The sequence below is a fragment of the Micromonospora sp. NPDC048040 genome, from assembly GCF_055587185.1.
The window spans coordinates 1-24,815 of sequence record NZ_JBVJGT010000037.1 but is presented as its reverse complement, the minus strand read 5'-3'; the positions used below and the strand labels follow the sequence as shown (position 1 = coordinate 24,815).

Annotated in this window: 18 protein-coding genes and 1 pseudogene; 10 read left to right on the top strand and 9 right to left on the bottom strand. The window is 72.1% G+C overall.

The features are described from left to right. Positions 1 to 31 precede the first annotated feature (31 nt). The 4 genes from ACZ6O2_RS26220 to ACZ6O2_RS26205 form a co-directional block, all read right to left on the bottom strand. Positions 32 to 823, bottom strand: a complete 792-nt coding sequence (locus ACZ6O2_RS26220) for a thioesterase II family protein (RefSeq protein WP_466024691.1) — start codon at positions 821 to 823, stop codon at positions 32 to 34. 75 nt (positions 824 to 898) lie between these two features. Beyond that, positions 899 to 1,132: a hypothetical protein gene (locus ACZ6O2_RS26215; RefSeq protein WP_466024690.1), complete on the bottom strand. Its 234-nt coding sequence runs from the start codon at positions 1,130 to 1,132 to the stop codon at positions 899 to 901. A gap of 318 nt (positions 1,133 to 1,450) precedes the next feature. Further along, the gene (locus tag ACZ6O2_RS26210) at positions 1,451 to 2,587 is read right to left on the bottom strand and encodes a hypothetical protein (RefSeq protein WP_466024689.1); all 1,137 of its coding nucleotides are present in this window, start codon (positions 2,585 to 2,587) and stop codon (positions 1,451 to 1,453) included. 24 nt (positions 2,588 to 2,611) lie between these two features. Continuing rightward, entirely contained in the window at positions 2,612 to 2,923 is a 312-nt protein-coding gene (locus tag ACZ6O2_RS26205; RefSeq protein ID WP_466024688.1) for a hypothetical protein, read from the bottom strand. Positions 2,924 to 3,225: 302 nt separating this feature from the next. On the opposite strand from ACZ6O2_RS26205, the gene ACZ6O2_RS26200 reads away from it, so the two are divergent. Then, a complete protein-coding gene (locus ACZ6O2_RS26200) occupies positions 3,226 to 3,720 on the top strand; it encodes a DUF6933 domain-containing protein (protein ID WP_466024687.1) in 495 nt (164 codons plus the stop codon). Positions 3,721 to 4,057: 337 nt separating this feature from the next. Here the strand turns inward: ACZ6O2_RS26200 and ACZ6O2_RS26195 are convergent, their stop codons facing one another. The 4 genes and pseudogenes from ACZ6O2_RS26195 to ACZ6O2_RS26180 all read right to left on the bottom strand — a co-directional run bounded on the left by ACZ6O2_RS26195 (position 4,058) and on the right by ACZ6O2_RS26180 (position 6,685). Further along, entirely contained in the window at positions 4,058 to 5,746 is a 1,689-nt protein-coding gene (locus ACZ6O2_RS26195) for a SulP family inorganic anion transporter (protein WP_350710079.1), read from the bottom strand. Then, positions 5,743 to 6,081: an ArsR/SmtB family transcription factor gene (locus ACZ6O2_RS26190; RefSeq protein WP_350710077.1), complete on the bottom strand. Its 339-nt coding sequence runs from the start codon at positions 6,079 to 6,081 to the stop codon at positions 5,743 to 5,745. Before ACZ6O2_RS26190 ends, ACZ6O2_RS26195 begins: the two co-directional genes overlap by 4 nt. Positions 6,082 to 6,247: 166 nt before the next feature. Further along, positions 6,248 to 6,529 (bottom strand): annotated as a pseudogene (locus ACZ6O2_RS26185) (IS110 family transposase); the annotation flags it as partial. A 12-nt stretch (positions 6,530 to 6,541) separates the two neighbouring features. Further along, positions 6,542 to 6,685, bottom strand: a complete 144-nt coding sequence (locus ACZ6O2_RS26180; RefSeq protein WP_466024686.1) for a hypothetical protein — start codon at positions 6,683 to 6,685, stop codon at positions 6,542 to 6,544. Between the two features lie 136 nt (positions 6,686 to 6,821). Between ACZ6O2_RS26180 and ACZ6O2_RS26175 the strand changes: the two genes are divergently transcribed. The 9 genes from ACZ6O2_RS26175 to ACZ6O2_RS26135 all read left to right on the top strand — a co-directional run bounded on the left by ACZ6O2_RS26175 (position 6,822) and on the right by ACZ6O2_RS26135 (position 22,693). Then, positions 6,822 to 7,130 (top strand): transposase, encoded by a 309-nt coding sequence (locus tag ACZ6O2_RS26175; protein WP_466024685.1) that lies wholly within the window; start codon positions 6,822 to 6,824, stop codon positions 7,128 to 7,130. 298 nt (positions 7,131 to 7,428) lie between these two features. Then, positions 7,429 to 7,857, top strand: a complete 429-nt coding sequence (locus ACZ6O2_RS26170) for a DDE-type integrase/transposase/recombinase (RefSeq protein ID WP_466024684.1) — start codon at positions 7,429 to 7,431, stop codon at positions 7,855 to 7,857. A gap of 800 nt (positions 7,858 to 8,657) precedes the next feature. Further along, the gene (locus tag ACZ6O2_RS26165) at positions 8,658 to 9,989 is read left to right on the top strand and encodes an SWIM zinc finger family protein (protein ID WP_466024683.1); all 1,332 of its coding nucleotides are present in this window, start codon (positions 8,658 to 8,660) and stop codon (positions 9,987 to 9,989) included. A gap of 6 nt (positions 9,990 to 9,995) precedes the next feature. Then, positions 9,996 to 12,683 (top strand): DUF6493 family protein, encoded by a 2,688-nt coding sequence (locus ACZ6O2_RS26160; RefSeq protein ID WP_466024682.1) that lies wholly within the window; start codon positions 9,996 to 9,998, stop codon positions 12,681 to 12,683. Positions 12,684 to 13,438: 755 nt separating this feature from the next. Then, on the top strand, positions 13,439 to 14,242 hold the full coding sequence (locus ACZ6O2_RS26155) for a hypothetical protein (RefSeq protein ID WP_466024681.1): 804 nt from the start codon (positions 13,439 to 13,441) through the stop codon (positions 14,240 to 14,242). 204 nt (positions 14,243 to 14,446) lie between these two features. Beyond that, on the top strand, positions 14,447 to 16,051 hold the full coding sequence (locus ACZ6O2_RS26150; protein WP_466024680.1) for a TIGR02677 family protein: 1,605 nt from the start codon (positions 14,447 to 14,449) through the stop codon (positions 16,049 to 16,051). Beyond that, positions 16,048 to 17,295, top strand: a complete 1,248-nt coding sequence (locus ACZ6O2_RS26145) for a TIGR02678 family protein (protein WP_466024679.1) — start codon at positions 16,048 to 16,050, stop codon at positions 17,293 to 17,295. The genes ACZ6O2_RS26150 and ACZ6O2_RS26145 overlap by 4 nt, the downstream gene beginning before the upstream one ends. Further along, positions 17,292 to 21,428, top strand: coding sequence for a TIGR02680 family protein (locus ACZ6O2_RS26140; protein ID WP_466024678.1), 4,137 nt, complete (start codon positions 17,292 to 17,294; stop codon positions 21,426 to 21,428). Before ACZ6O2_RS26145 ends, ACZ6O2_RS26140 begins: the two co-directional genes overlap by 4 nt. Beyond that, positions 21,425 to 22,693, top strand: coding sequence for a TIGR02679 family protein (locus ACZ6O2_RS26135; RefSeq protein WP_466024677.1), 1,269 nt, complete (start codon positions 21,425 to 21,427; stop codon positions 22,691 to 22,693). Before ACZ6O2_RS26140 ends, ACZ6O2_RS26135 begins: the two co-directional genes overlap by 4 nt. 446 nt (positions 22,694 to 23,139) lie before the next feature. On the opposite strand, the gene ACZ6O2_RS26130 is transcribed toward ACZ6O2_RS26135, so the two are convergent. Then, a complete protein-coding gene (locus tag ACZ6O2_RS26130) occupies positions 23,140 to 24,414 on the bottom strand; it encodes an SdrD B-like domain-containing protein (protein WP_466024676.1) in 1,275 nt (424 codons plus the stop codon). Between the last annotated feature and the right edge of the window lie 401 nt (positions 24,415 to 24,815).

Below are 24,815 nucleotides of genomic sequence, written 5' to 3'. Positions count from 1 at the left end.
ACAATGGAAGTCCTGGTGTGGGCAGAAGTCCTTACCGATCCTTTGTCGATGATTGCGCCACAGCGGTGTGATCGGCGACGATGCGGCGCATAAGGTCCAAGATTTCCGACTGGTGGTCAGTCAGGAAGAAATGCCCGCCGGCGAACACGTGTCGCTGTGGCGGGGCCGCGCATTCCAGCGCCCACCCGGCCGCCCGGTCCAGGTCCACGTGCTCGTCCCCGTCGCCGAGCAGCACGTGCACCGGCAGCTCCAGCGGCGGCTCGGCACGGTAGGCGTACCGCTCGGACAGGGCGAAGTCCGCCCGGATACCCGGCAGGATGAGCTCCATCATCTCCCGGTCCGCCAGCAATCCGGCCGGGGTGGCCCCGAAGTCGCGCAGCGCCTCGATCAGGCAGGTGTCGTCGAGTTCGTGATAGCGCTGCCTGATCAGCCGGGTCTGCGGCGCCTCGGCCCCGCTGACCAGCAGCGCCAGCGGATCGGGCGCGCCCCGGCGGCGCAGCTCCCGGGTCACCTCGAATGCCACCAGCGCACCCAGGCTGTGCCCGAACAGCAGGAACGGCCCCGACGCCCGCTCGATGACCGCCGTCGTCAGCTGATCCACCAGCTCCGTAACGTCGTCGATGGGCGGCTCGTTCATCCGGACTCCCCTGGCCGGCATCAGCGCGACCTGCAACGACAGCTCCGGCTCAGCCATCGCCTGCCACTCCATGAACGACGCGGCGATGCCACCGGCGTACGGGAAGACGAAGACCTGCGCATCGCCGGTGGACCGCGCCACTGACCCGAACCAGCGGCTCCCGCCGCCCGCACTCACCAGGGACATGACCGCGAGCATAGGTCAACCAAGGAGCGGAGCCGCCCAGGCCGAAACTCCCGGCGGCTCCGCAATGGACGACGGTCAGACGGCCAGCATGCTTTCCGAGCCGGTCAGCGGTACGCGCGCCCCGGACAGCCGCACGCCGTGCACAGGCTGGTCTGATTGGAGCTGATCACGGGCAGCCTGGGATCCCTTGCACCGCGGATGCCCCTCCAGCGGCGCAATCGCCTGGATGGCGCCGAACCCGCTGCCGGCCACGATCACACCGTCGATGCCGGGTGGCACGTGCCGGCGTACCTGCCGGTAAACGGTCATCGGGGCGGATCTGGAACTGGCCACCCGCGTCCCGCGCCTCCCAAGGGTTGCAGGTCCCGCAGACCAGGCCGGGGCATTCTCATCGTGATCATGAGGGTCGCGGCGGCGCCCGGAGATCGATGATGGTGAGGCTCTCGGGGCATCGGACCGCCTTGGTCAGCTGCTTGAGCAGACCGTCCGGGCCCGTCAGCGCTCCTTGGCCGCGTCGACGAACACGTCGGCGTGCTCGCTGCCATGTGGCGCAAGCGATCCGCTCCTACACCCAACTCGGCTTCACCATGGCCGAAAGCAGCGGCGGTTAATGGAAAACTGTGCCAGTCAGTCGAGCCCGGCCCGGTCGAGGCGGTCCAGCAGGCTTGGCTTACGGGCGTGCCGTTCCCGCAGCTGTCGCACGCGCCGGTGAAACGCCTCGGTGTCGCCGTCCCGTTCGGCCAGCGCCTTCAGGTCGGATAGCAGCGCGACGGCAGCGTCGTACTCCTTCGGCTTCTTTGTCTCGATCATCGCGGCTACCCGCTGCCACGCCTGTTCCTGCCGCCCGGCGACTGCGTTCAGGTGTTGCTCGCGAGCGACAGCAGCAGCCCGCTCTCGACGCTCCCGCTCGGCCGCCTCGCGTTCGCGGGCGAGCCGTTGCCGTCGCAACCTGCGCTCCCTTGCGGCAGCCAACAGATCCGTGACGGTGCGGCGACCGCCGGTGCTCTCCTTCGGAATCGGGCCGTGGAAGCGAGCCAGCAGTTCCGACCGCAGGTGAGCGTCGTCACCGCGAAGCAGTCGTAGGACAACGTCGTCCTTCTCCGACTCGGGCAGCGCCTTCACCCAGCGGGACAGCACCGCCGTCGACGGCGTCGCCTCCTTTTGCGGCATGCTCGTCTCGGCTGCCACGGCGAGCAGATCCGGGTCCAGCCGCAGGAAGTCGACCAGGGCACGCAGCGGCCCGGACAGGTCCCCCAGACCCGGCGGCACGGGCGGCTCCGGCTCGTCGTCGTCCAGCTCGCGGCTCTGCACGCACAGCAGCCACGCCAGGTACAGCAACCGCCGATCGCCAGCGGCCAACTCGGCCCGCGCGGGAAGGATCGCGGCGAGGTAACCGCCGCCCTCGTACACCTCGTCGCCGTCCTCGTCCTCACTCTGCAGATCAAGGATCACGTGTGTACGGGTCGCCCACGAGCAGGCCGACTCCCCTACGCAGTATTCCGCGGCCGTGCCCGGGTCCAGCGCCGCGATCGGTAGCCGCAGCGCGATCCGGTGCGTCCCCCAGTTCGCCAGGTACAGGAACGCGTCGAAGTACCGCTGCATCCACTCCCGCGGGTCGCCCTTCAGGTCACCCCACTGGTAGTCGTTGACGAAACTCGACGACGTGATGCGTGCCCGCGTCGACAACGCCCGTAGCTCCCGCTGCTGCGTCACCGTCAACGGCCGGTCGACCGCCACGAACTCGTAGTACTGGTACTCGCTCACCGCCGAAACCCTCCGCCATGATGATCATCCGCCAGCCCAGTGCCGGTACGCCTCGATCCACTCCGCGCCGGGCGGCGACGGCTCCGGCAATGGAAGATCCAGAATCCCGATCACCTGACGAAATCGACCGCGATGGCAGATCGCGACCACTGCTCCGTGGCGCAGGTCAACCCGCCGCACCGTCACCTCGACACCCAGAACCTGCGTCGTGAACGGCACCGCCAGGTTGCCCTCGATCATCGTGTAGAGGCCGGTCAGCTGCTCATCATCGTCGTATGCGTCGACCGTCGCCTCGCCGACCAACGCGCCCAACTCGGCCCGGCTGAGTGAACCCACCGCAGCACCCTATGACAGCCCCACACGTCGTCCCGAGCCACCATCTCCACTGAGCTGATCGCTACCCCGCCTCGCTGTCGAGCAGGCGCGGGGTGAGCGCAAGCGGCCAGCCGAAGGGCTGCTCCCCCGACATGCTGCTTATCAGCACAGGCCGTCCGGCCAACACCACGCTGGCGCGGATCGCCGCCCGCACTCCCCAACCTGCATGTTCAGATCGAAGATGCCTGGTACCGACTCACGCTGACACTGCTGCAGACAGGCGCGGCACCGGGACGCGTACGCGCAGGCGGCAGGATGGACGCATGTTCCTCCTGCGCGCGACCGCGAAGCTGCGCCAACGCATCGGCCCGTCCGCCCCGCATGGCGGCGAGCGGTCCACGACGTTGCTCGGCGACTGGTACGCCACCCTGCTTCCGTGGCGACCGCAGGTCGCGCTGCTTGTCAACGAGCGCACATTGCTGCCGGCGCTCATGCCCCTCGCGCCGGCCACTACCATGCCGGCCCGGGTCGCCGACCAGGTCGGCGAGGTGCTCGCCGCCCACAGCGTGCCCGACCCGGTGATCCGAGTCGAGTTCGACCGGATGCGCCAGTGGCGGATCGCGCCAACGGCCAGCCGCAGCATCGTCGGCACCATGAACGAGTTCGCCTTCCTCGCCGACACCTGGCGCAACACCGCCAAGCCGAACCTCGTCGACCTCGCTATGCGGCTGGCCGCAACACCGTGTAGCCCGCTCTACCAGCGCCATGTCAGTCCCGATCGGGAGCTCGCGGCCACCGTGCAGCAGATCAGCTCATGAGAGCATCATGGGCATGCCAGTAACTGTCACGAACTACCGCGACCTGTTCGCAACGTGACGCGACGCCCGCATATGTACCTGATCCGAGACGACTTCTCCACCGTGTTTCCTCTCGTCTCGGAGGCCGGGCCGCAGCCAGCTTGCGCGGGGAGCCCTTCGGCGGGGTGGTGCCGACCGCGCAGGAGGTGTCGCAGTTGCGTACAGCTCGGTGGTCAGCGTCGCCGGTCCGGTCACTGAACCAGCGGGCACCTCGGCCTCGCCACGAATCAGCAAAGGGCACCAGCCGGCATTTCCGATTTCCGCCACCACGAGCGCGGTGAGGCGTGCGCCGTCAGCCTTACCCCGCTGCGGCGGGCTGGTCCGCTGTGGCTCCGGGCAGGACGACGGTGCGGGCGTGCCGGATGGCGGCCGGGGTGTCGGGAAAGACCAGTCCGTCGCGGCGCAGCTGGCCGGCGATGCCGAGAGTGGCCAGCACCTGGTCGTGGCCGGGGGCGATGCCGGAGAGCAGCACGGTGATGCCGCGCTCCTGGAGCCGGAGGATGGCGTCGCCGAGCACCTGCGCGCCGGTGGCGTCGAGGGTGGTCACCCGGGACATCCGCAGGATGACCACGCGCACGTCGGCGACGTCGGAGAGCTGGAGCAGGAAGCTGTGCGCGGCGGCGAAGAAGAGCGGGCCGTCCAGCCGGTAGGCCACGATGTGGTCGGCGAGCAGGGCGTGTTCCTCGGCGCTGTGCTCGCCGGAATCGAGGGGAACCTGTTCCACGCGCGCCGTGCGAGCCACCGCGCGCAGGGCGATCACGATCGCCACGCCCACCCCGACTGCCACGGCGGTGACGAGGTCCAGCGCCACCGTGGCCGCGAAGGTAAGCAGCAGCACGAGGGCGTCGCCCCGGGTGGCGCGGGCCAGCGCCCAGAGCGACCCGGCCTCGACCATCCGGACGGTGGTGGCCAGCAGGACGCCGGCCAGCGCGGTGAGCGGAATCCGGCCGACCAGCGGCGCGGCGGCCAACACGATCCCGGCGAGGGCGACGGCGTGGGTGAGCGCGGCCAGCTTCGAGCTCGCGCCGGCGCGCACGTTCACCGCTGTACGGGCGATGGCGGCGGTGGCCGGGATCCCGCCGAACGCCGGGGCTGCGAGGTTGGCCAGCCCCTGGCCAAACAGCTCACGGTCGGGGTCGTGGCGCTGACCGACGGTCATCCCGTCGGCCACGGTGGCGGAGAGCAGGCTCTCCAGCGCAGCCAGCGCCGCGACCGCAAGCGCGGAGGGCAGCAGGACCCCGACGGCGTCGAGATCGAGGAAGCCCAGCGAGGGCGCCGGCAGGCCGGCGGGCAGAGCGCCGATGCGGGCCAGCTCGACTGGAGCGGCCTCGGCCAGGACAGTCGCGGCGGCCACGCCGAGCAGGGAGAATGGCCAGCCGGGACGCCACCGGGCGCCGAGCAGCATCACCGCGGCGACGCCGAGGGCCACCGCGACCGGGACCGGCCGCGGGTCCGCGACGAACCGGGTGACCGCGTCGGCGGCCACGGCCCAGACGCGGTCGCCGTGCGCGTCGGCGACCCCGAGCGCGGCTGGTACCTGTTGCAGGGCGATGACCACCGCGATGCCGGCGGTGAATCCCTCGATCACCGGAACGGGCAGGTAGTGGACGTACCGGCCGAGGCGGGCGAGGGCCAGCGCGATCAGCACCAGCCCGGCCAGCGCCCCGACCATCAGCACCCCGGCGGCACCGAACTGCTGGACCACCGGCACCAGCACCACGGTCATCGCGCCGGTCGGCCCGGAGACCTGGAGGTGGGAGCCGCCGAAGACGGCGGCGACCGCGCCAGCCACCACCGCCGTCACCAGGCCGGCCTGGGCGCCGAGCCCGGAGGTGACGCCGAAGGCCAGGGCCAGCGGCAGCGCCACCACCGCCACGGTCAGCCCGGCGAGCAGGTCGCGTCGGGGCGAGCGGCGCACCGCCAGCCAGTCAGCCCGCTGCGGCAGCAGCCCGACGAACCGGTCGCGCGGCGACAGCGTCCGGCTCACCGGTCCCGCCTGTCGGCCCGTAGCTCCCCTAGCAGCGCGTCGCGGTCGGTGAGGACGGTGCCGAGGATGCGGCGGCCGGCAGCCAGCAGATCGGCCACATCCGGGGTGCTGAGCGCGTAGACCACCAGGGCGCCGTCGCGGCTGGAGGTGACCATGCCGGCCCGGCGCAGCACCGCGAGCTGCTGGGAGAGGTTGGACGCCTCGACGTCGATCACCGCCAGCAGGTCGCGGACGGGCTTCGGCCCGTCCTGGAGCAGCTCCAGCACCCGGATCCGCACCGGGTGACCGAGGGTGCGGAACAGCTCCGCCTTCGCCTGGTAGAGCGGTACCGACACGTCAGCCTCCGTCACGCGACGCCACATTCGGTTGCCGACTTTAGCACTTGCGAAAGTCTTCAACTACACACGCGGCGTGTGGCCCTGTCTCTCAGGTCGTGCAGAGGCAGGGCCCGCCGTCAGTTGGCGACGATGTCGTTGACGCAGCGCAGCACGGGCCGGGCGGTCAGCGCCGCCAGGTCCAGTGGCACGTCCGCGCGGACTTCATGTCGTGGCCGCTCGCGGAGCTCTGCACCCGCCTGGCGGCTTCGACGTCGATCGCGTCCGTCTTGCCGCGTCGGCGACGCGTGGCTCGATCGGGCTGGTTGACCTCGATGACGTTGATGCCGTGGTCGTGGAGGTGCCGGGTCAACGCGGCACCATACGAGCTGGTGCACTCGACGCCGGCACGCTGCACCGTGCCGTGAGTCCGGGCCCAGGTAAGCAGTTGTTTGTAGCCGGCCGCGGTCGCCGGGAATGTTCAGGTGCCCAGGAGTACGCCCATGGTGCTGACCGTTGCGGCGACGTGGACATCCTTGTGCGTGTCGATGCCAAGGACGACTTCGCTGTCCGAGCCAGATGAGACGGCACGGGTGTGGATTGGCGTCTTGAGCAGGTCGGTCATGCGGCGGGCTCCTCAGGAGTTGGCGGCGTTGCTCGTCGCCGGGCCCGCTGGAGTGGCCAGGACTGTGACGGCGCCTTGTGCGGCAAGGCCCCAATCGGGACACACCCCGCCGGCCCGGCGGCGGACAGCAGCGCCGTTGGCCGCAGTCGACAGATCGGACGCAAGGCAAGAAGCCAATCGAAGTACGGGTCAGACCACGGCCAACGACGATGCCTCACCAGTTTCACAATCGAAGTACACGGAAGAGTTCCAGCGTGACGCGGTTGACCTGGTCGGGCGGCCGATCAACCAGGTCGCCCGTGAACTGGGGATGAGTCACGAGACGCTGCGGAACTGGGTCCGTAAGCAGGAGCGGCAGACCGGGACGGGCCGGGCCTCGGGTGGGGACGGGCTGTCGGTGGCGGACAAGGACGCCGATCGCCCGGCTGCGTCGCGAGGTGGCTGAGCTGCGGCAGGAGAAGGAGATCCTGCGGAAGGCAGCCGCGTATTTCGCGAGGGAGATGGATCGGTGACCAGCCGCTTCCGGTTCATCTCCACCCACCGCGCCACCTGGGGCGTCAAGCGGCTGTGCCGGATCCTGGTCGTTTCTCGCTCCGGGTTCTACCACTGGTCGGCCAGCCAAGGCGACCGGTTGGCGCGGGTGGCCGCCGAGGACGCACTCGCCGAGCAGATCAAGAGCATCCACGCCGACTCCGGCGGGTCCTACGGCTCACCCCGGGGACCGTCGAGCTGCGCGATCGGGTGTGCGGGTCAACCGCAAACGGGTCGAGCGGATCATGCGGCAGTGGGACGTCGTGGGCCGGCACCTGCGCCGCCGCAAGCGCACCACCATCCCGGATCCGGCCGCCTCGCCGGCGCCGGACCTGATCGGCCGGAACTTCACCGCTACCGCACCCGACCAGCGGTGGTGCGGTGACATCACCTACCTACGCGTCGGCGACGGCTGGATCTACCTGGCCACGGTCATCGACATCGCTACCCGCCGCCTGATCGGCTGGTCGATCACCACTCACATGCGCACTGAACTGGCCATCGACGTCTCGACGGCTGTCCAGTCGCCGTCGCCGCCGTCGTACTGGTCGAGGGCGTCGCGGAGCTGCTGGCGGATCGCGTTGAGGGACTGCTTGCGCCCATGCAAGTCAAGGCGAAGGGTCCGAGGCCGATCTGCTTGAGGCGGCTGTCCTCGTCACCTGCGTGAACGGTGAGGCGGTAGTCGACCGGGAACGCCTCGTCGGTGCGGTAGAGCAACGCACGGTCCGGGGTGACGTCACGGAAGTCGTCCCAGCTGGTGCTCGCGCCGGGCCACAGCGGCGCGGTGACGGTACGCGTCCACGGCTCGGTGAGCGCGCCGTCCGGCCTCGCAGGTCGAGGGTGAGCTTCACGTCCGACAAAGGCTCGGCGCCCCGGTTGACCAAGGTGAGATGGCGGATCAGCGGCACCCGGTTGTGCACCGGGCGGCATTGATCGCCGGCTGCACGAGCAACGCGACGGTCAGCTGGTCGTCGTCGGCGGTGAACTGCGCGAAGACGCTGTCGGGCATGGGCGTTTCTCCAGGTGGCACGGCCAGGAAAGGGCCAGCCTAACGGTCATCCGACCGGTGGACCGTCCCTCGCCCCGGCACCGCGAATCCCTGCTCGCATGCCTCGGCGGCCGGTGGCGTCGGTGACCCGCCGACCTCGGCTCGTCGCCCGCTCCACTCGGCCCACGGCGCCGATCGCCGGCCGCCGGCCAGGGTCCGGTCAGCGGCGCAATCGGCGGGAGCACTCACCATCGTCGCCGGGGAGGGCGGCGGGCAGTGGCGGTCGCCGAGGAAGTGTCGTACGGGTCGGGTTAGCTGCCGCGTATCGCTCACCGTCGGGAGCGGGGGTCACCGTCGATCCGTTCCGGACCGACGCCGAGGACAGCGCGGTCTGCGCGGCGCGTGGCACCATTCCCGGACACCGCGCAGCGGGACCTCAGAAAGGATCGAGCATTGAGTGCGAGCCCGTCCGTGGTGGACACCAGGATCTATCGGCACGCGTCGGGCGTGGTCGGCGACACGGTGGCCCTTGCCACGTCGGCGCCGGACCGGGTTGACGAGCAGACCTTCTTTGCCGGTTTCGTGCGTACGCCCCGGGTGGTGGCTGGCGGGCTGCTGGCACTGGCCGATATCGCGGCTGCCGACTTCCGGCCGGAGCGTAGTCCGGGAGGACGAGATCCGGTGGTCACCGGCGACGGCGAACGGCTGCGGCTAGAGGCGCTGTCGGCCTGCGGCGGCGTGTACGGGCGCCTGGACCTGGCCGCCGATGAACTGGACGGCGCACCGGTGGGTCAGGGTGTGACCAACGTGGATATCAACCCCGAGTTGTACACCGCGCTGACCCGCGTCGGGGCCGGGGACCCGTTGCGTCTGGCGGTCGGCGAGGACGAGCTCGCCGTGTCGACGCTCGACGGGCGCGTCGTCGAGAAGCGGGTGCCCCTGCCAGAACGGTGGCTGCGCGGGTTGGCCGAGGTGTCGGCACACGCGCTGCCGATGGACCCGCGGTTGGAGCTCCGTCCGGGACGCGCGGTCGCGCTGCTGGCCGAGGTGTCGGCGCGCACCGGCCGGCGGACGCGTTGGTTGATGCCGGCCGCGACCGGCTGGCGCTCCACGAGCCGGCCGGATCGCGGCGCGATCTGCGTGGCGGACGGATACCGCCTGTCGGTACTACGTTCGCTGCTTCCCCTCGCGCGCACCGTCACCCTCTACGCGCCGCCGGTCAGCGGCGCGCCGGCCCAGGTGAGCGGCTGGGTGCTCGACTTCGGCACGGCCCGGTTCACGCTGCTGCTGTCGACCGCCGTGCACCACGGCTTCGCCGGGGACGGTCAACTGCTGGCCGACCTCGGAGCCGGGTCCGCCGACACCGACGCCGAAGCGTTGAACGCCCTGCTGGTCACCGACCCGGTCGTCGACCGGTCGTCGGTCGCCGAGCGGATGGGCTGGGACGGTACGCGGGCCACATCCGCCCTCGCCGCGCTCGCTACGGCGGGCCAGGTGGGCTACGACATCGCGGCGGCGGCGTCGTTCCACCGTCCGCTGCCCTACCGGGCCGATCTCGTGGCCGCGCTGCATCCACGGCTGGCGGCGGCGCGGGCGCTGGGGGCGGCGGGCGGGTTGGTGCCGAGCGCCGCAGGCGTGGAGGTCACCTCTGGCGGTTCGACCTATCTCGTGCACCGACGCGGCGCCGGGTACGCCTGCACCTGCGCCTGGTGGGCCGAGCATCAGGGCTTGCGCGGGCCGTGCAAGCACGTCGTGGCAGCGATGTTCAGCGAGGAGACGGGGTGACGTGCAGTGAGTGACGTATGGCGCGAGGTGTGCGCGCGGATCGACGTGGCCGACTTCGACGCGCTCGGGGAGACGCTCGCCGGTCTGGACGCCGGGGAGCGGGCCACCCTGCTGCCGGCGCTGGAGGCGCACACGCCGACCCGTGCCGAGCCGAAGCCGGTCGTGCTGCCTCCGCCCGAGCCCGAGCCGGAGCCGGAGCTGCCCACGTCGGGCACCTTCGGTTTCGTGTTCATGACCGCTCCCGGGGAGGAGATTCCCCGCGACCTGGCCGGGATCCGGGCGCTCATGGCGCGCCAGCGGTCGCAGAAGCAGGAACGCCAGCGCGGCTTCGAGAAGCAGCGACTGGAGTGGCGGGCCATGCACGAGGCCAGAGAGCTGAACGAGCGCCGCCAGGCAGTCCTCGCCATGGCCACGCTTGCGTGCGCTCCCACCATCGCTGACGCGGTCAAGCGGTTGTACCGGCCGTGGTCCGCGGGCCCGTCGCTGCGGGTGTCACCCGAGATGGTGCCCGGCCTGCTCCGGGCGCGCGGCGTCGATTGGGGTGCCAGCCTGACCCGGCACCTGCTGCGCCGATCCGGCTCGCGTATCCGGGGGGCCACTCACTGGTCGTTCACCGAGGCGCTGATGCGGGCCGTGGGTGCCGGGCCGCCAGACACGCCCGCGGCCGTGGCGCAGTACGTGGCGATGCGGCGTGGCAACTCCTCGCTAGCCGCTGTCCTGGCCAGCGACCCGTGGCTCGACCACGTGGTGCCGTACCTCTTCGACGACGACCGGGTGGCCGCCGCCTTCGTAACCGGCGTGGCCGGCCGGGACTGGCCTCCGGCCCTGCTCGAGCTGGCCGCCAGCGGCCGGATCGACCGGCGGGTGCTCATCGCGGGGTGCCTGCGCCGGTTGCGGGCCGGTGGGCGGAAGGGGTTGCTCCAGCCGTACCTCGAATTGCTCAGGCAGCTGGCACCGACCCTCGACGAGTTGGCCGGGCACCGGCAGGAGCTGATTGGCCTGCTGACCGCACCGATGTCGACGGTCGCGAACCTCGCGTACACCGGGCTGCGCGACCTGCACCGGGTGTCCGCGCTGCATCCGGCTGCCCTCCTGGAGATCACCCAGAGCATGCTGGCCCGCCAGGAGAAGACGCTGGTGCGGGCACATTTGAAGTGGCTACGGACGCTTCCGGTCGAGCAGATGCTGGACGGGCTGGTGGTCGGACTGTTCCATCCGGTGCCCGACCTCGCCGAGGGCACACTCGACCTGATCGAGAGAGGGCTGCCGGCGCTGTCGGAGGACTCCCGGAAGCGGCTGTGGGACGAGCTGCCGGCGCTTGACGGCGTGGTCGCGCATCGGCTGGCCGGGCTGCTCGGCGCCGCGCCCCCCGCTCCCGTTGGAGTTCCCACGCGCGTCGCGGAGCCGCCGGCGGAGATGCCGCCGCCGTTGGATCTCGGCGCGCTTGCGGGCGAGTTGGCGATCGTGTTCCGCAAGGGCAACGATGATCCCGTCCGGCACGAGCTGCTGCTCGACGGGCTGGTGCGGGCGGCGCGGGGCGACCGCGCCGCTGCCGAGCGGGTGCTGAGGCCGATGATCCCGCAGTGGACCGGACCGTGGCCGGCCGTGGTCGCCGCCGCCACTGGCAGCTACGTGTCGGATGAGACGCCGTACCGGGTGGTGCAGCCGCATCCGGTGACGCGCTTTCTGGAACGCCGGGTCACCGAACTCGCCGAACGGCTACTCAAGGAGCCGCCACGGGCGCTGTTGGCCACGCCGGCCACCGTCGCCGGGCACGTCGATCCCGATCGAGTGCTCAACCTGCTGCGCGAGGCCGAACACGACGGCTGGCAGCCGGGCGAGGCCGACCTGACGCAGGCCATCCTGCGGCTGCCGCGCGAGGTGGACGAGGTCGTCCAAGCCGGCGCGAGGCGTCTTGTCTCTCCCGGAGGGCGCCAGTTCGCCGCAGCGCTGGCCGCCCGGGTCGAGCCGCGCACCTGGGTGGAGGAGGTCGGCCACCAGCCGTACCGGTCCGGCCGGCGGATCGCGATGGTGGACCCGGCCGGCCTGCCGGTCGAACTCGCCGACCCGCTCGACGTCGTCCAGCGGATCAACTACATCCGGTGGACTGGGGACCTGGCGCTGTGGCCGATGATCGCGCCGTCGCACCGGGAGGTCATGGCCGCGCACCTCCAGCCGTTCGTGGCCGCGGCGGTGGAGCGGGGCACCATCGGCACCGGGATCCTCACCGGTCTCGCAACCGCCGACGGCCCGCCCGGCCCGGCGATGTGGTCGACCCTGGCTTACGCGCTCGCCAACCACCGGCAACCCGTACGGCTGGCGGCCGGAGACGCGCTCATCGCCCTCGCCGCCCGGCCGGACTGGGACAGCGCCGGCATCGGGGCAGAGATCAGTGCCCTCGCCGCCACCGGTCGGATCGTGCTGCAGCGGGTCGTCCAGCCGCTGACCGAGGTGCTCAGGGCCGGTGCCCGCGAGGCGGTCTGGCAGGTGACGTCGGCGGCGCTGCCGATGCTGGTGCCCGCCGGAGCCCGGCCTGGCCTGGCCGACCTGGTGACCCTCGCTGCCGACGCCGCACCCGGTGACCGCCCGGTCGACCTGCCGGGCGTAGCCGCGCTCGCCGCCGATCCTCGGCGAAACCGCCTCACCGAGGCCGCCCGACGGTTCACCGCCCGCACCGTCAGCGCCAGCGCTTGACTGGTGCCGCGAGATCCGGGCGGGGCGTAGTTCCAGCCTGTGGCCACGAGGTCTCCGGTTTCAGGTTCTGCTTGGTCGCTGAACCATCTACCGGAGACCTCGCCCATTTTCGATCTCCCACCCGCGAAGATCCTCAAGTCAAACCCATTGCCCCGGAGCGACGGACAGCCGCGCAGAGACGGCAATCTTGGGGCCAGTCCGGACGCTGGTCACGGCGGTCCTGGTTGGCCGGCCTACCCCGGTTGGTCCCCCGCTTGTAGCCCGGCACCGGCACAGGATGCCCTGTTCGAACCGGAGCTGCCGTGGACGTCGAGCACCGCCCAGACGCTGCCGCTGCGCGCTGGCCTGCGCGCCGAGGGCGCCCGCACCTCGCGCCGCTGCCCGGCGGCCGGACGCTGGAGGTGTTCCGGGGCGTGGAGAGCGAGCTGTACCGGCATCTCGCGGAGGGCCGGATCGGCCAGTACCTGCGGACGGCACCGCGAATCTTCGACAGGTGGTCGGCGTCGCGCCGACAGGGGGAGACCTCTCCCTGGGCCGCGACGGCACCATCCTCGTCGTCCGCGCCGCCGACAAACAGCGTTGACACTTGTACCAAGCTGCCCGGCGCTGTCAACCATTCGTTGCCCGAGTGCGACGAATGGCCCTATCGGACCGAGTCGACTGCCACCTAACATCGAGTTTCCTGCATACCGCGTTAAACCCTCGCCGGGTCGTTTCGCGGTTGATTCCTTGCGCCGACGGCAGCGGAGGGCAGCGTGGTAATCAAGCGCACCGTCAACGACTGGTACGCCAACGCGGAGGGGCGAGGTTCGAGCGATTTCCGGCGCGACTGGGAGAACGACGACCTGCCCGACCGGACGCCCGATGTCTGGCTCGACCGACTTCAGTCCAAGGGTCGCGCCGCCATCACCAGCCCGGCGCGTCAACGCGCGCCCAGGTCCGCCTCGGCCAGCCCGAATCATCGAAGCAGACCCAGGCAGCAGAACCTGGCGGACGCCGCCCGCGCGCTGAAGGCGCGAATGCGCGGTATCAAGGACACGACAATCGCCCGGCACCTTGCGCAGAGCGGCTGGCCCGGGGTCTCCGCCGACCAGGTCCGAGAGGCGCTGCGTGCCTACCCCGCACAGGACGGGAAACTGCCGGCACCGAAAGGTCCCTCGGCGCCCCGAAGAATCGAACCCGCCAAGAAGAAGCAGCAGTCGTATGGCACCATCACCGTAATCAGTCCACCCACCGCGACCCGGAAGCCAGCGGGCAACGATACGGCCGTCCGTGTGCCACAGGCGCTCGCCAAGGTGGCTCACGCCGCCCAGGCCAGGCACCCGAAGCTCGGTATCAAGCGGCTGACCAAGGAGGTACGCAAACGCGGCTGGCCGATGGTCACCCAGGAGCAGGTACAGGCAGCTCTTCTCGCGCACCCCCTTCCGCCGCAAACCGGCCCCTCGCTTCGCAGCCTGCCGGCTCCGGTGTCGCGTCCGGTCGAGCGTGCACCTCATCCGGATGCCTGCTTCGCGTGCGGGGTGGTCCCGTCACTTCTGGGAATGTGCCGCTGCTCCTGAACCAGCGCCTCATACTCAACGTACTTGATCTTCGGGCTGGCGCCGTGAGCGAATCGTTCATCTGCGTGCGGCCGGCCGCGACCTGCGGCCGTCGTAGGTCAGGCGGCTCGTTGGCGGGCTCCGCCGCCTACTTTTTGTTCGCTGGTCGTGAGGAGGCACGCACGGTGAGTCCCAGCGCCGAAGATCACGTTCGACGATGCGAGGATGAACGCCATGCCCCTCGGGACCGGATCACCGGCGCAACCGTTCGCCCACCTCCAGGCGCAGAACTCGGCGCTGTATCGGCAGATCCTGGACGCGTTCGTTGCGGCGAAGCAGCGCTTCACCGTGCACCTGCGGCCCGAGGACGTCCTGATCGACATCGGGGCGGGGGCGTCGCTGGAAACCGTTCGCGCCGCCCTGGATCAGCTCGCCGAGTGGGGAAATCTGCGCGCCGACCCCGACACCGGCCGGGTGACAACGGTTGAGGACTTCCATCGGGCCCGCTACCTCTACCAGCTCACCCGGGAGGGGCACGCGGCGGAGGAGGCGATCGCCAAGTACGAGGAGGCGATCGGGCGGCGGGGCGCCCTGCAGTCGGTGGCCCTGTCCGACATCGCGGAACAGCTGCGCGGGCTGCTGGCCGTCGCCGAAGCGGCAGCAGCTGGCGAGCCGCCGGACGCGGCGAAGACGCACCTGCTGTTGCTGAGCCTCGTCGACCGGTTCACCGGCCTGGCCGACAACGCGCAGGCCTTCATGGCGTCACTGCGCCGGACGATCGACTTCTCCGACGCCGACGTCGCGGCGTTCCTGGCGTACAAGGAGCAGCTGATCGCCTACCTGGAGCGGTTCATCGCCGACCTGGCTAACCGGGGCGCCGAGATCGCGGCGCTCACCCGCCAGATCGAGGCGGTCGGCGTGACGCCGCTGCTGGAGGTGGCGGCGCGCCGCGAGGCCGCCGATACCGCTCCCACCGAGGAGCACGGCGGCGCGGACGCGCGGGACGGCCTGGACACCGACGCCTGGGGCGGGCACGACGCCGCCATGCGGCAGGCTCTGGACACCTGGCGCCTGCGCTGGGCGGGGCTCCGTGACTGGTTCGTCAGCGGCGACAGCAGCCGCCCTGCCCAGGCGCGGCTGCTGCGGACGGCGGCGATCGGCGGAATCCGGCAGTTGCTGAGCACGGTCGCCGCGATCAACGAGCGGCGGGCCGGGCGGTCGGACCGCTCGGCGGACTTCCGCCGGCTCGCCCTCTGGTTCGCCGAAGCGCCGGACGACGAGGCGGCGCACCGGCTCTGGCACACCGCGTTCGGGCTCTCCCCCGCCCGGCACCTCACCACCACCGCCGAGACCCTCGCCGCCACCGAGGAGCGGCCCGTGCCAGCGGCCACGCCGTGGGCGCGCGCGCCCCGTCTGGAGATCAGCCCTCGGCTGCGCCGCACCGGCTCCTACGAGCGGCGGGGCGCGCCGAACCGGGTGATCGACCGGTCGGATCAGCGTCGCGTGCTCGCCGAGCGGGTGCGCCGGGAGACGGAACAGACCGCCCGTGCCCGGGCCGCGCTGGCCACCCCGGGCCCGATCCGTCTGTCCGAGCTGGTGGAGCTGGACTCCGCCGAGTTCCGGCTCTTCCTTAAGCTGCTCGGTGACGCCCTGGCGACCCGCCGGCCGGGCCAGTCGGAGGTGACCACCACGACGTCGGACGGCACGATGGTGGTTCGGCTGCGGCGGGTCGACGCGGCCCCACCGGTGCGGGTCGTCACCGAGGACGGGGTGCTGACCGGGCCGGAGCATCTCATCGAGATCATCGACCTTGTCGGGGCGGCCCGGTGAGGGGGCGTGCCATCGCCGACGATGTGCCGGAGGTGCGGCGGCGCAGGGCCGCGCGGCTGCTGCTGGCCCGCCCGCTGCTGGTGGCTGGGCTCACCGACGCGGAGACCTACCGGCTGGTCCGGGCGTACGCGGCGGAGCTGCGGGAGTGGTTCGACCGGGAGACCGGCTGGCAGGTGGTGGCCGACGCCCACACGGTACGGCTGGTGAAGCTGACCGCCGACCCTCACGACGGCACGCATCCGGCGCGGGATCCGCGGTCGCGGACCCCGTTCTCCCGGCAGCGGTACGTGCTGACCTGCCTGGCGGTGGCGGCCCTGGAGCGCGCCGACGGGCAGATCACGCTGGGCCGCCTGGCCGAGGAGGTGGTGACGGGGGCCGCCGAGCCGACGCTGGCGGCGGCCGGGTTCTCGTTCGCGCTGGACCGGCGGGAGCGGCGGGCCGACATGGTGGCCGTGGTCCGGTTGCTGCTGCACTGGGGAGTGCTGCGCCGGGTGGCCGGGGACGAGGAGGCGTACCTGGGTGCCGGCGGAGACGTCCTGTACGACGTGGACCGGCACGTGCTCGCCGGCCTGCTCGCCGCGTCCCGGGGGCCGTCGATGATCGACGAGTCGACCGGGCCGGGCCGGCTCGCGGCGTTGACGCTGGAGGTCGTACCGGATGTGGACGACGCCCGGAACCGGGCGCTGCGGCACCGGCTGACCCGGCTGCTGCTGGAGCAGCCGGTGGTCTACCACGACGAGCTCTCCGAGGCCGAGCGCGCCTACCTGACCAGTCAGCGGCACGCGCTGCTGACCCGGATCACCCAGTTCACCGGCTTGGTCGCCGAGGTGCGCGCGGAGGGGATCGCGATGGTCGATCCCGAGGACGAGCTCACCGACGTGCGGATGCCGGCCGAGGGGATGCAGAGTCACCTGACCCTGCTGTTGGCGGAGCACATCGCCGCAGGTGACGGCGGGGTACGGGTCAGCGAGCTGCACCGGCGCACCCGGGAGCTGGCCGTCGAGCACCGGTCGTACTGGCGTAAGCACGCCACCGACCCGGGTGCCGAGGTGGACCTCGTCGCCACGGCGCTGGAGGCGCTGCGCGCGCTGAAGCTGATCCGGGTCGAGCCGGGCGCAGACCCGCTCGTGCTGCCCCGGCCGGCGATCGCCCGGTATGCCCTGGCCGCGCCGACGATCCGCGAGCCGGCCGCCCGACGGGTGGGCACCGACAAGTCCGAACGATCGAGGGAATCTGCGCGATGACCGTACCGCTGGCCGACCAGCTGCCGCTCCCGGCGAAGGAGCGCTGGCAGCCGTTGCGCGCCGGGCTGGTCGACATCTTCTACTACGACCAGGAGGAGTTCCACTTCCACGGCGGGCGCCTGCTGCTGCGGGGCAACAACGGCACCGGCAAGTCGAAGGTGCTGGCGCTGATGCTGCCGTTCCTGCTCGACGGGGACCTGGCGCCGTACCGGGTGGAGCCCGACGGTGACCCGCACAAGCGGATGGAGTGGAACCTGCTGCTCGGCGGCAGGTACCCGCATCCGGAGCGGCTCGGCTACACCTGGTTGGAGTTCGGCCGCCGCGACCGCGACGGGGACCGCTTTCTCACCATCGGGTGCGGGCTGAAGGCGGTCGCCGGGCGGGGCATCGCCCGGCACTGGTTCTTCGTCACCAGCCAGCGGGTCGGCGTCGACCTGACACTGGTGGGTGCCACCGGCACGACGTTGACCCGGGAGCGGCTGCGCGACGCGGTCGGGCCCGCCGGAATGGTCTACGACCGGGCGGCGGACTACCGGCGGGCCGTGGACGAGGCGCTGTTCGGGCTCGGCAGCCGATACGACGCGTTGGTCTCTCTGCTGATCCGGCTGCGCCAACCGCAGCTGTCGAAGCGGCCGGACGAGAAGAGCCTGTCCCGGGCGCTCACCGACGCGCTGCCGCCGCTGGACGAGAACCTGATCACCCAGGTCGCGGAGGCTTTCCGCAGCCTGGACGACGAGCGGATGACGCTGCGGGAGCTGGCCGAGACGAAACGGGCCGCCGACGACTTCCTCACCCGCTACCGGCAGTACGCGCGGGTCGCGACGCGCCGCCGGGCCGGGCTGCTGCGCCAGCAGCACAGCCGCTACGAACAGCTCGGCAGGGAACTGACCGAGGCGCAGCGGGCCTACGAGCAGGCCGACGCCGACCTGACCCGGGCGTTGGCGCGCATCGACGGGCTGACGGAGCAGTCCCGGGAGCTGACCACCCGGCTGCAGGCGCTGCGGGACAGCCCGGAGGCGCGTACCGCCGAGCATCTGCGCCGGCTGCAGGGCATCGCCGACGAACGCCACCAGTTCGCCGCACGGCAGGAGGGGCGGCTGCGCGACCTGGAGGCCGATGTGGCCCGCGCCGGCCGGTCCGCGGAGGACGCGGCCCGGGAGCTGCAGCAGGCACAGGACGCCGAGGACGCGGCGCGCGCGCAGGTCGAGCGGGACGCAACGGCGGCGCGACTGGCCGACCGGCACGCGGCGCGGGTGGTGGCCGCGCTACCGGTCGGGCTGGCCGAGGCGACCCGCGCCGCGGACGAACTGGTCGCCTCGCGGTCGAGTTCGCTGCGGACGCTGGACCGGCTCCGCGACGCCGCCGACGCGGCCCGGGGTCGGGCGGACCGGGCCCGCGACGAGGTGGACCGGCTCGACGTCGAGATGGCCGCCGCGGACCTGCGGATCGCGGAGGCCGAGTCGGCCGCGACCGAGGCGGGTGAGCTGCTGCTCCGGCGGACCCGGGAGCACCTTCGCGGCGTGGTCGAACTGCCGGTCAGTGACCTCGACGGCATCCTCGCGGAACTGGAGCAGTGGGTCGGCACGCTGGCCGGAGAAAACCCGGCGGCGCGGGAGACGACGCGCGCCGCCACGGCCGCGACGGAGGCCCTCGCCCGCGCCGACGCCGCGTTGGAGGCCGAGGAACGCGAGGTCCGCGACGGTCTACAACGGGCCGAGGCGGAGCTGCGCCGGCTGGAGGCGGGAACGCATCAGCCGCCGCCCGCACCGCACACGCGCGCCGACGAGGCACGCCGGGACCGGCCGGGCGCGCCGCTGTGGCGGGTGGTGGACTTCGCCCCGCAGGTGCCGGCGTCGCAGCGGGCCGGCATCGAGGCGGCCCTGGAGGCGGCCGGCATTCTCGACGCGTGGCTCGACCCCGACGGGGCGCTGCGCGACCCGGTCAGCGGGGACACCGTGCTGCGGCCCGGCGGGGCGGTGACATCGAACCTGGCGCAGCTGCTCCGCCCGGCGGTCGACCGGGCGGACCCGGCCTGCGCGGCGCTGTCGGACGAAGCCGTCACCGGTGTGCTCGCCGCGATCGGCCTAGGCGCCGGCTCGGCGGTGACCTGGGTCGACGCGACCGGCACGTTCGGCAACGGGGTCCTCGCCGGACGGTGGGCCAAGCCGGCGGCGGAGCACATCGGCGACAGCGCCCGGGAGGCGTCCCGCCGGGCGCGGATCACCCAGCTGCAGCGGGAAGCCGAGGAGCTGTCGGCGCGGCTCGCGGCCGTCGCGGGCCAGCGCGGCGAGCTGCGCCAGCGGCGGGAGCGGGTCGCCGCTGAGGCGCGGGCGCTGCCGTCGGACCAGCCGCTGCGGGAGGCCCACACCCGGGTACGCGGCGCGTACGAGACGCGCCGCGGCATCGTCGGCCGGCGGGACGAGGCAGGTGCGGTGCTGAGCCGGCGGCTCGCCGAGGCGGCGACCGCGTTGGCTGAGGCGACCGAGTTCGCCGACGACGTCGACCTGCCGTACGACGTCGAGGAGCTGGCCGGGGTCCGGGACGGGCTGCAGTCGTACCGGGTGGCCCTGGCCGCCTGGTGGCCGACCGTGAGGGGCGTGCGTGCGGCGCACGCCCGCCGGGATGAGGCGGCCCAGCTACACGAGGAACGGCTGGAGCGGCTGGCGCCAGCGGCGGTCGAGGCGGCCGAGGCGCGGGACGCGGCACGGGCGGCCCGGGTGGAGTTTGAGACGCTGAACGCCACCGCCGGCGCGTCCGTGGCGGACCTGCAGCGCCGCATCGCGGAGACGACCGGCCTGCTGAGGGACTGCGAACGCGACCGTGAGGACGCCCGGGGGCAGGAGGCGGCGGCCCGGGACGCCCGGGGTGACGCCGGCGGGCGACGCAGCCGGCTGCAACAGGAGCTGCACGCGGCGACCGGGGACCGGGACGCCGCCGTCGAGGGGCTGCGCGCCTTCGCCGGCACCGGCCTGGTCGACCTGGCCTGCCCCGACCTTGAGGTGCCGGATGTGGCGCAGTCGTGGGCGGCGACCCCAGCGGTGGCGCTGGCCCGGGCCGTCGAGCGGGAACTGGCCGACACCGACGACGACGACCGCCGTTGGGATCGGCTGCAGCAGCAGGTCAGTATGGATGTGAAGGCGCTGACCGACGGCCTGTTGCGGCAGGGTCACCAGGTGGTGGCGACCATCCGTGAGGAGACGATGGTCGTCGAGGTCAGCTTTCAGGGGCGTAGCCGCACCGTCGCCGACCTGGCCGCCGCGCTGGTTGACGAGATCGACGAGCGGCAGCGGATGCTTTCCGCGCACGAGCGGGAGGTGCTGGAGACGCACCTGGTCAACGAGGTCGCCGGGGCGCTCCAGGAGCTGATCGTCGGCGCCGAGCGTCAGGTCGCGGGGATGAACGAGGAGCTGGAGGTGCGGCCCACCTCGACCGGCATGCGGCTGCGGCTGCTGTGGCGGCCGACCCGCGACGCTCCGGCCGGGCTGGCCGAGCTGCGCGCCAAGCAGTTGCGGCAGAGCACGGACGTCTGGAACGACGAGGACCGCCGCGCCGTGGGCGCTTTCCTGCAGGAGCAGATCAACCGTGAACGGCTGCGCGACGACGCGGCGACCTGGTCGGAGCAGCTGACCCGCGCGCTGGACTACCGGGCGTGGCACGAGTTCACGATCCAGCGGCACCAGGACGGGCAGTGGCGTCCGGCGACCGGGCCCGCGTCCGGCGGTGAGCGGGTACTGGCGGCGAGCGTTCCGCTGTTCGCCGCCGCGTCGTCCTACTACGGCTCGGCCGGCAACCCGTACGCGCCGCGGCTGATCGCGTTGGACGAGGCCTTCGCGGGGGTGGACGACGACTCCCGGGCGAAGTGTCTCGGCCTGCTGGCCACTTTCGACCTCGACGTGGTGATGACCAGCGAGCGGGAGTGGGGCTGTTATCCGCAGGTGCCTGGCCTCGGGATCGCCCACCTTGCCCGGCACGACGGCATCGACGCGGTGTTGGTCACCCCGTGGCGCTGGGACGGCCGCGAGCGGCACCTGTTGTCCACGCCGGAGCGGCCGGCGCCGCGGCAGCGGAACCCACAGCCGGACGAGCATCATCCCGAGCCGGGGACGACCCCGGGCCTGTGGGATGCGCGGTGACCGACCTGGAACGGCTGCGCCGGCAGCTCGGCGGGGCGGAGACCGAACGGCTGTTCCAGCGGTTACGCCGCCGCATCGCCCGGGGACAGCCGCTGACCGGCACCCTGACCCTGGACGGGCCCAGCCCGGACGAACGGCGGGCGGTGGAACGGGTCCTGGGCCGCCCGCCCGGTCGCGGCAGCACCCTGACCATCAACCTCGAGGAGCTGGATCGGATCATCCGGCGCAGCGGAATGCACCCCGACGGCTTGGCCGGGGCGGTCGAGGCGCTGACCGGAGGCGTCGCGGTGCTCGCCGAGGTGCGGGCCGCCGAGGCCGCCGCCTGGCAGGCCTCCCTGGCACCGCTCGCCGCGCTCGGCGGCGTGCGCGCCGAGCTGGCCGAATGGTGCGCCGCCTCGGGCACGGCCGCGCTGCTGCGGCGGCTGGCCGGTACGCCGCCGGCGGCGGCGCGGCTCGTGGCCGACCTGGTTGCCGTCCTCGCCGCGCTGCCGGCGGACGGGGAACCGTTGGCCCGGATCGCGGCCCGCACCACCGGCGACGCGCACGCGCTCGACGCTGGCCGGGCATTGGAGACAGTGGCCCGTTCTGCCGTCCGGGCCACCTGGTGGGGGGACGCGCCACTGCCCGAGTCGGCGGCCGAGCAACGCCGGATGCTCTGGTACGCCGCCGGGGTGTTCCTCGACGATCTCTCCTCGACCGTGCTCGCCGTCAACCTGCCCACGGTCCCCGGATGCCGGCTGCACGACCTCGTCGCCCCCGCCGCCGCGCTCGGGGAGCCGGTCGTCGTGACCCTGCGCCAGCTCGCTCGCGGAGAGCCCCGGTTCGCTGCCCGGACCGTGTACGTCTGCGAGAACCCCACTGTGTTGGCGGCTGCGGCCGACCAGCTTGGTGCGGCGTGCCCGCCGCTGGTCTGCGTCGGCGGCCAGCCCAGCACCGCGGCGCTGCGGCTGCTGGCCAACCTGGTCCAGTCTGGCGCCCGCCTGCGGTATCACGGCGACTTCGACTGGGGTGGCCTGCGGATCGCCAACCTGCTACACGGCAGGGTGCCCTGGCAGCCGTGGCGCTACGGGACCGGCGACTACCTGGCCGGAGTCGCGGACCGCACCGACCGGCCGAGTACCGGAGGGTCGCTGAGTGGCACGCCGACCGACGCGGCCTGGGATCCGGGACTCGCTGCGGCGATGCTCGCGGCCGGGGTCCGGGTCGAGGAGGAACTGGTGCTCGACAAGCTGATCGCCGATTTGTCGGCGGCGACGGGACATTGAGATCGCCGCTGTCGGTCTGCGGGGCTTCTCGCCGCTGTCTACTCCAAGGCGCCAGCCAGCGCGGGTTTGAGCCCCAGGCGCAATGGCGGGCGGTGCCGGCTCGGCGGCCGACTCCTGCCCGACGGTGAGGCTGACCCAGGTCGTGGGGTCGGCCGACCCCGGCCGCTGCGACGTTCGTAATTCCCGGCGCGGCCGGGTGGCACCTGATCACCGAGCCGGGCAGGGGCTACCGCCCGTGATCCGGGTCGTGGTCGGCTCGTCGCGGTCGCGACTTTCGGGTGACGTCGGGTGCTCTTGGCAGCTGCCGCCGAAGGCCCTCCCTGTGACCGTCAAGTAGGCCGGTCGGCCGCGGACCGATCTGCATCGGGGTTCCTCCGGCCCCGCTGCGGATCGGTCTGCGGCCTCGGACGGTGGGCCGCCTCGACACGGACGGCCCACGGCTCGGCTCAGCCGACGGTCACCAGGCCGATGTCGAGGGTCGCCTCATCGCCCTCCGCGAGGTTCACCGGATCGCTCTGCGCCGTCACGTAGTCCCAGGAGTCGTAGGTGACATGTACGTCGGAGTCGGTGGCGTCGTCGCCGACGTTCGGGGTGGTGAACTGGTACGAGCCCGGCGCGAAACCGGCCTCGAGCAGGTACTGGCCGGCGTGCACCGGAATCCGGTACGTGCCGTCCGCGTTCACCGACACGCTGACGGAGGCACTGCCGTCCGCCGGCACGAGGGAGACGCTGAGCTGGTCCAGTACGGGCGTACCCTCCCCGGCGTCCCGCTGGCCGTCTCGATCGACGTCGAGCCAGACCCGCCCGCTGACGTATGCCGGAGTTCCGTATTCGAAGCCACCCTCGTGCACGCTGCCGGCCGGGTCCTCGCCGGGGGTGCTGGTCGAGAGCGTCACGGTCACCGGCAGCCGGTCGCCGGGCTGACCGCCCGCAGGTACCGGCCCGCTGAAGGAAAGCGTCGGCGTCACCGCGCCGACCGCGAGGGGACCGTTGACGCAGTCCCATTCCTGATCGACCACGATGGTGGTGCACTGCCAGGACGGGTCGGACTGGTTGCCCACGCCCCAGAACAGGCCCGGCGCGGCGACGACGTGGGCCCGCACGTCGGCGGCGGCGACGTTGCCGGCGTTGCCGAACCGCATCGGGTACTTGACCCAGTCGCCCTCGATCACCTGGTAGCTCGGGATCGGTACGGCGCTCTCGACGTGCAGGTCGGGGTAGACGATGCTCGCGTCATAGGTGACCGACTGACTGTCGAGGTTGTTCCCGGTGGACGACTCGCGGCTGGTCGTCGTGCCACTGGCGGTGATGGCCACCGACTGACCGTCGCCGCCCTCGCTGAGCCTGATCGGAAGGCTGAGCGGGGTGGCGCTCTGTCCGGCCGCCAGAGTGGGGTGGGTGCACCGGCTCGGCCGAGCCAGGGCGCACTGCCAGGGCGAATCCGTGGCGGGGCCCTCGCCGGCGATGTGGGCGGTGGCGGGAATCTCGATCGTCACCGCGATGCCGTCCGCGCTCGCGGCCCCCGCGTTCGCGACGTGGATGTCAGCGGTGACGAGCTTGCCGTTCACCGGGACCCGCGTGGGGCTGACGGCGAGATCGACGGAGAGATCTGCCCGATTCGGGGCGGCTGACGCGGGTACAGCAGTGGCCACCGCGCCGAAACTGGCGGACAGGGCGATCAGCGTGAGCAGGACGCCTGGACGTCGCCGAAGGATGGACATGCAACTCCCTGGTTGGAGGGGGGTGCCCGTACGTGCGACACCTCTCGGATCGGCCGATCCGATCGAAAGATCGACACCGGCTCTGCCCGAAATGGCGACACATCGATCAGATGCGTTACGTCGGTCGATCAACGGATATGGCCGACCAGGACAACGGCGGGTACCGATGGGGGCGTGTGCGCGGCCAGGACGGATGTGCCAAACGGCAACGATGCCCCGGCGCCCCTCCCCCAACCCTCCTGCCGGTTGCGAGGCTCTCCGGCTCGATGCCAGCGGTAGGGCACGGTCCCGTCAGAGCAGGGTGTCTGTCAAGCCCCGGGTTTGATGGAGAGTTGGTTAGCTGGTTTTCAGGGGTGCGGTGACCGGCTGGGTCATCGCGTGTAGCGCCTCGTACTCGGCGG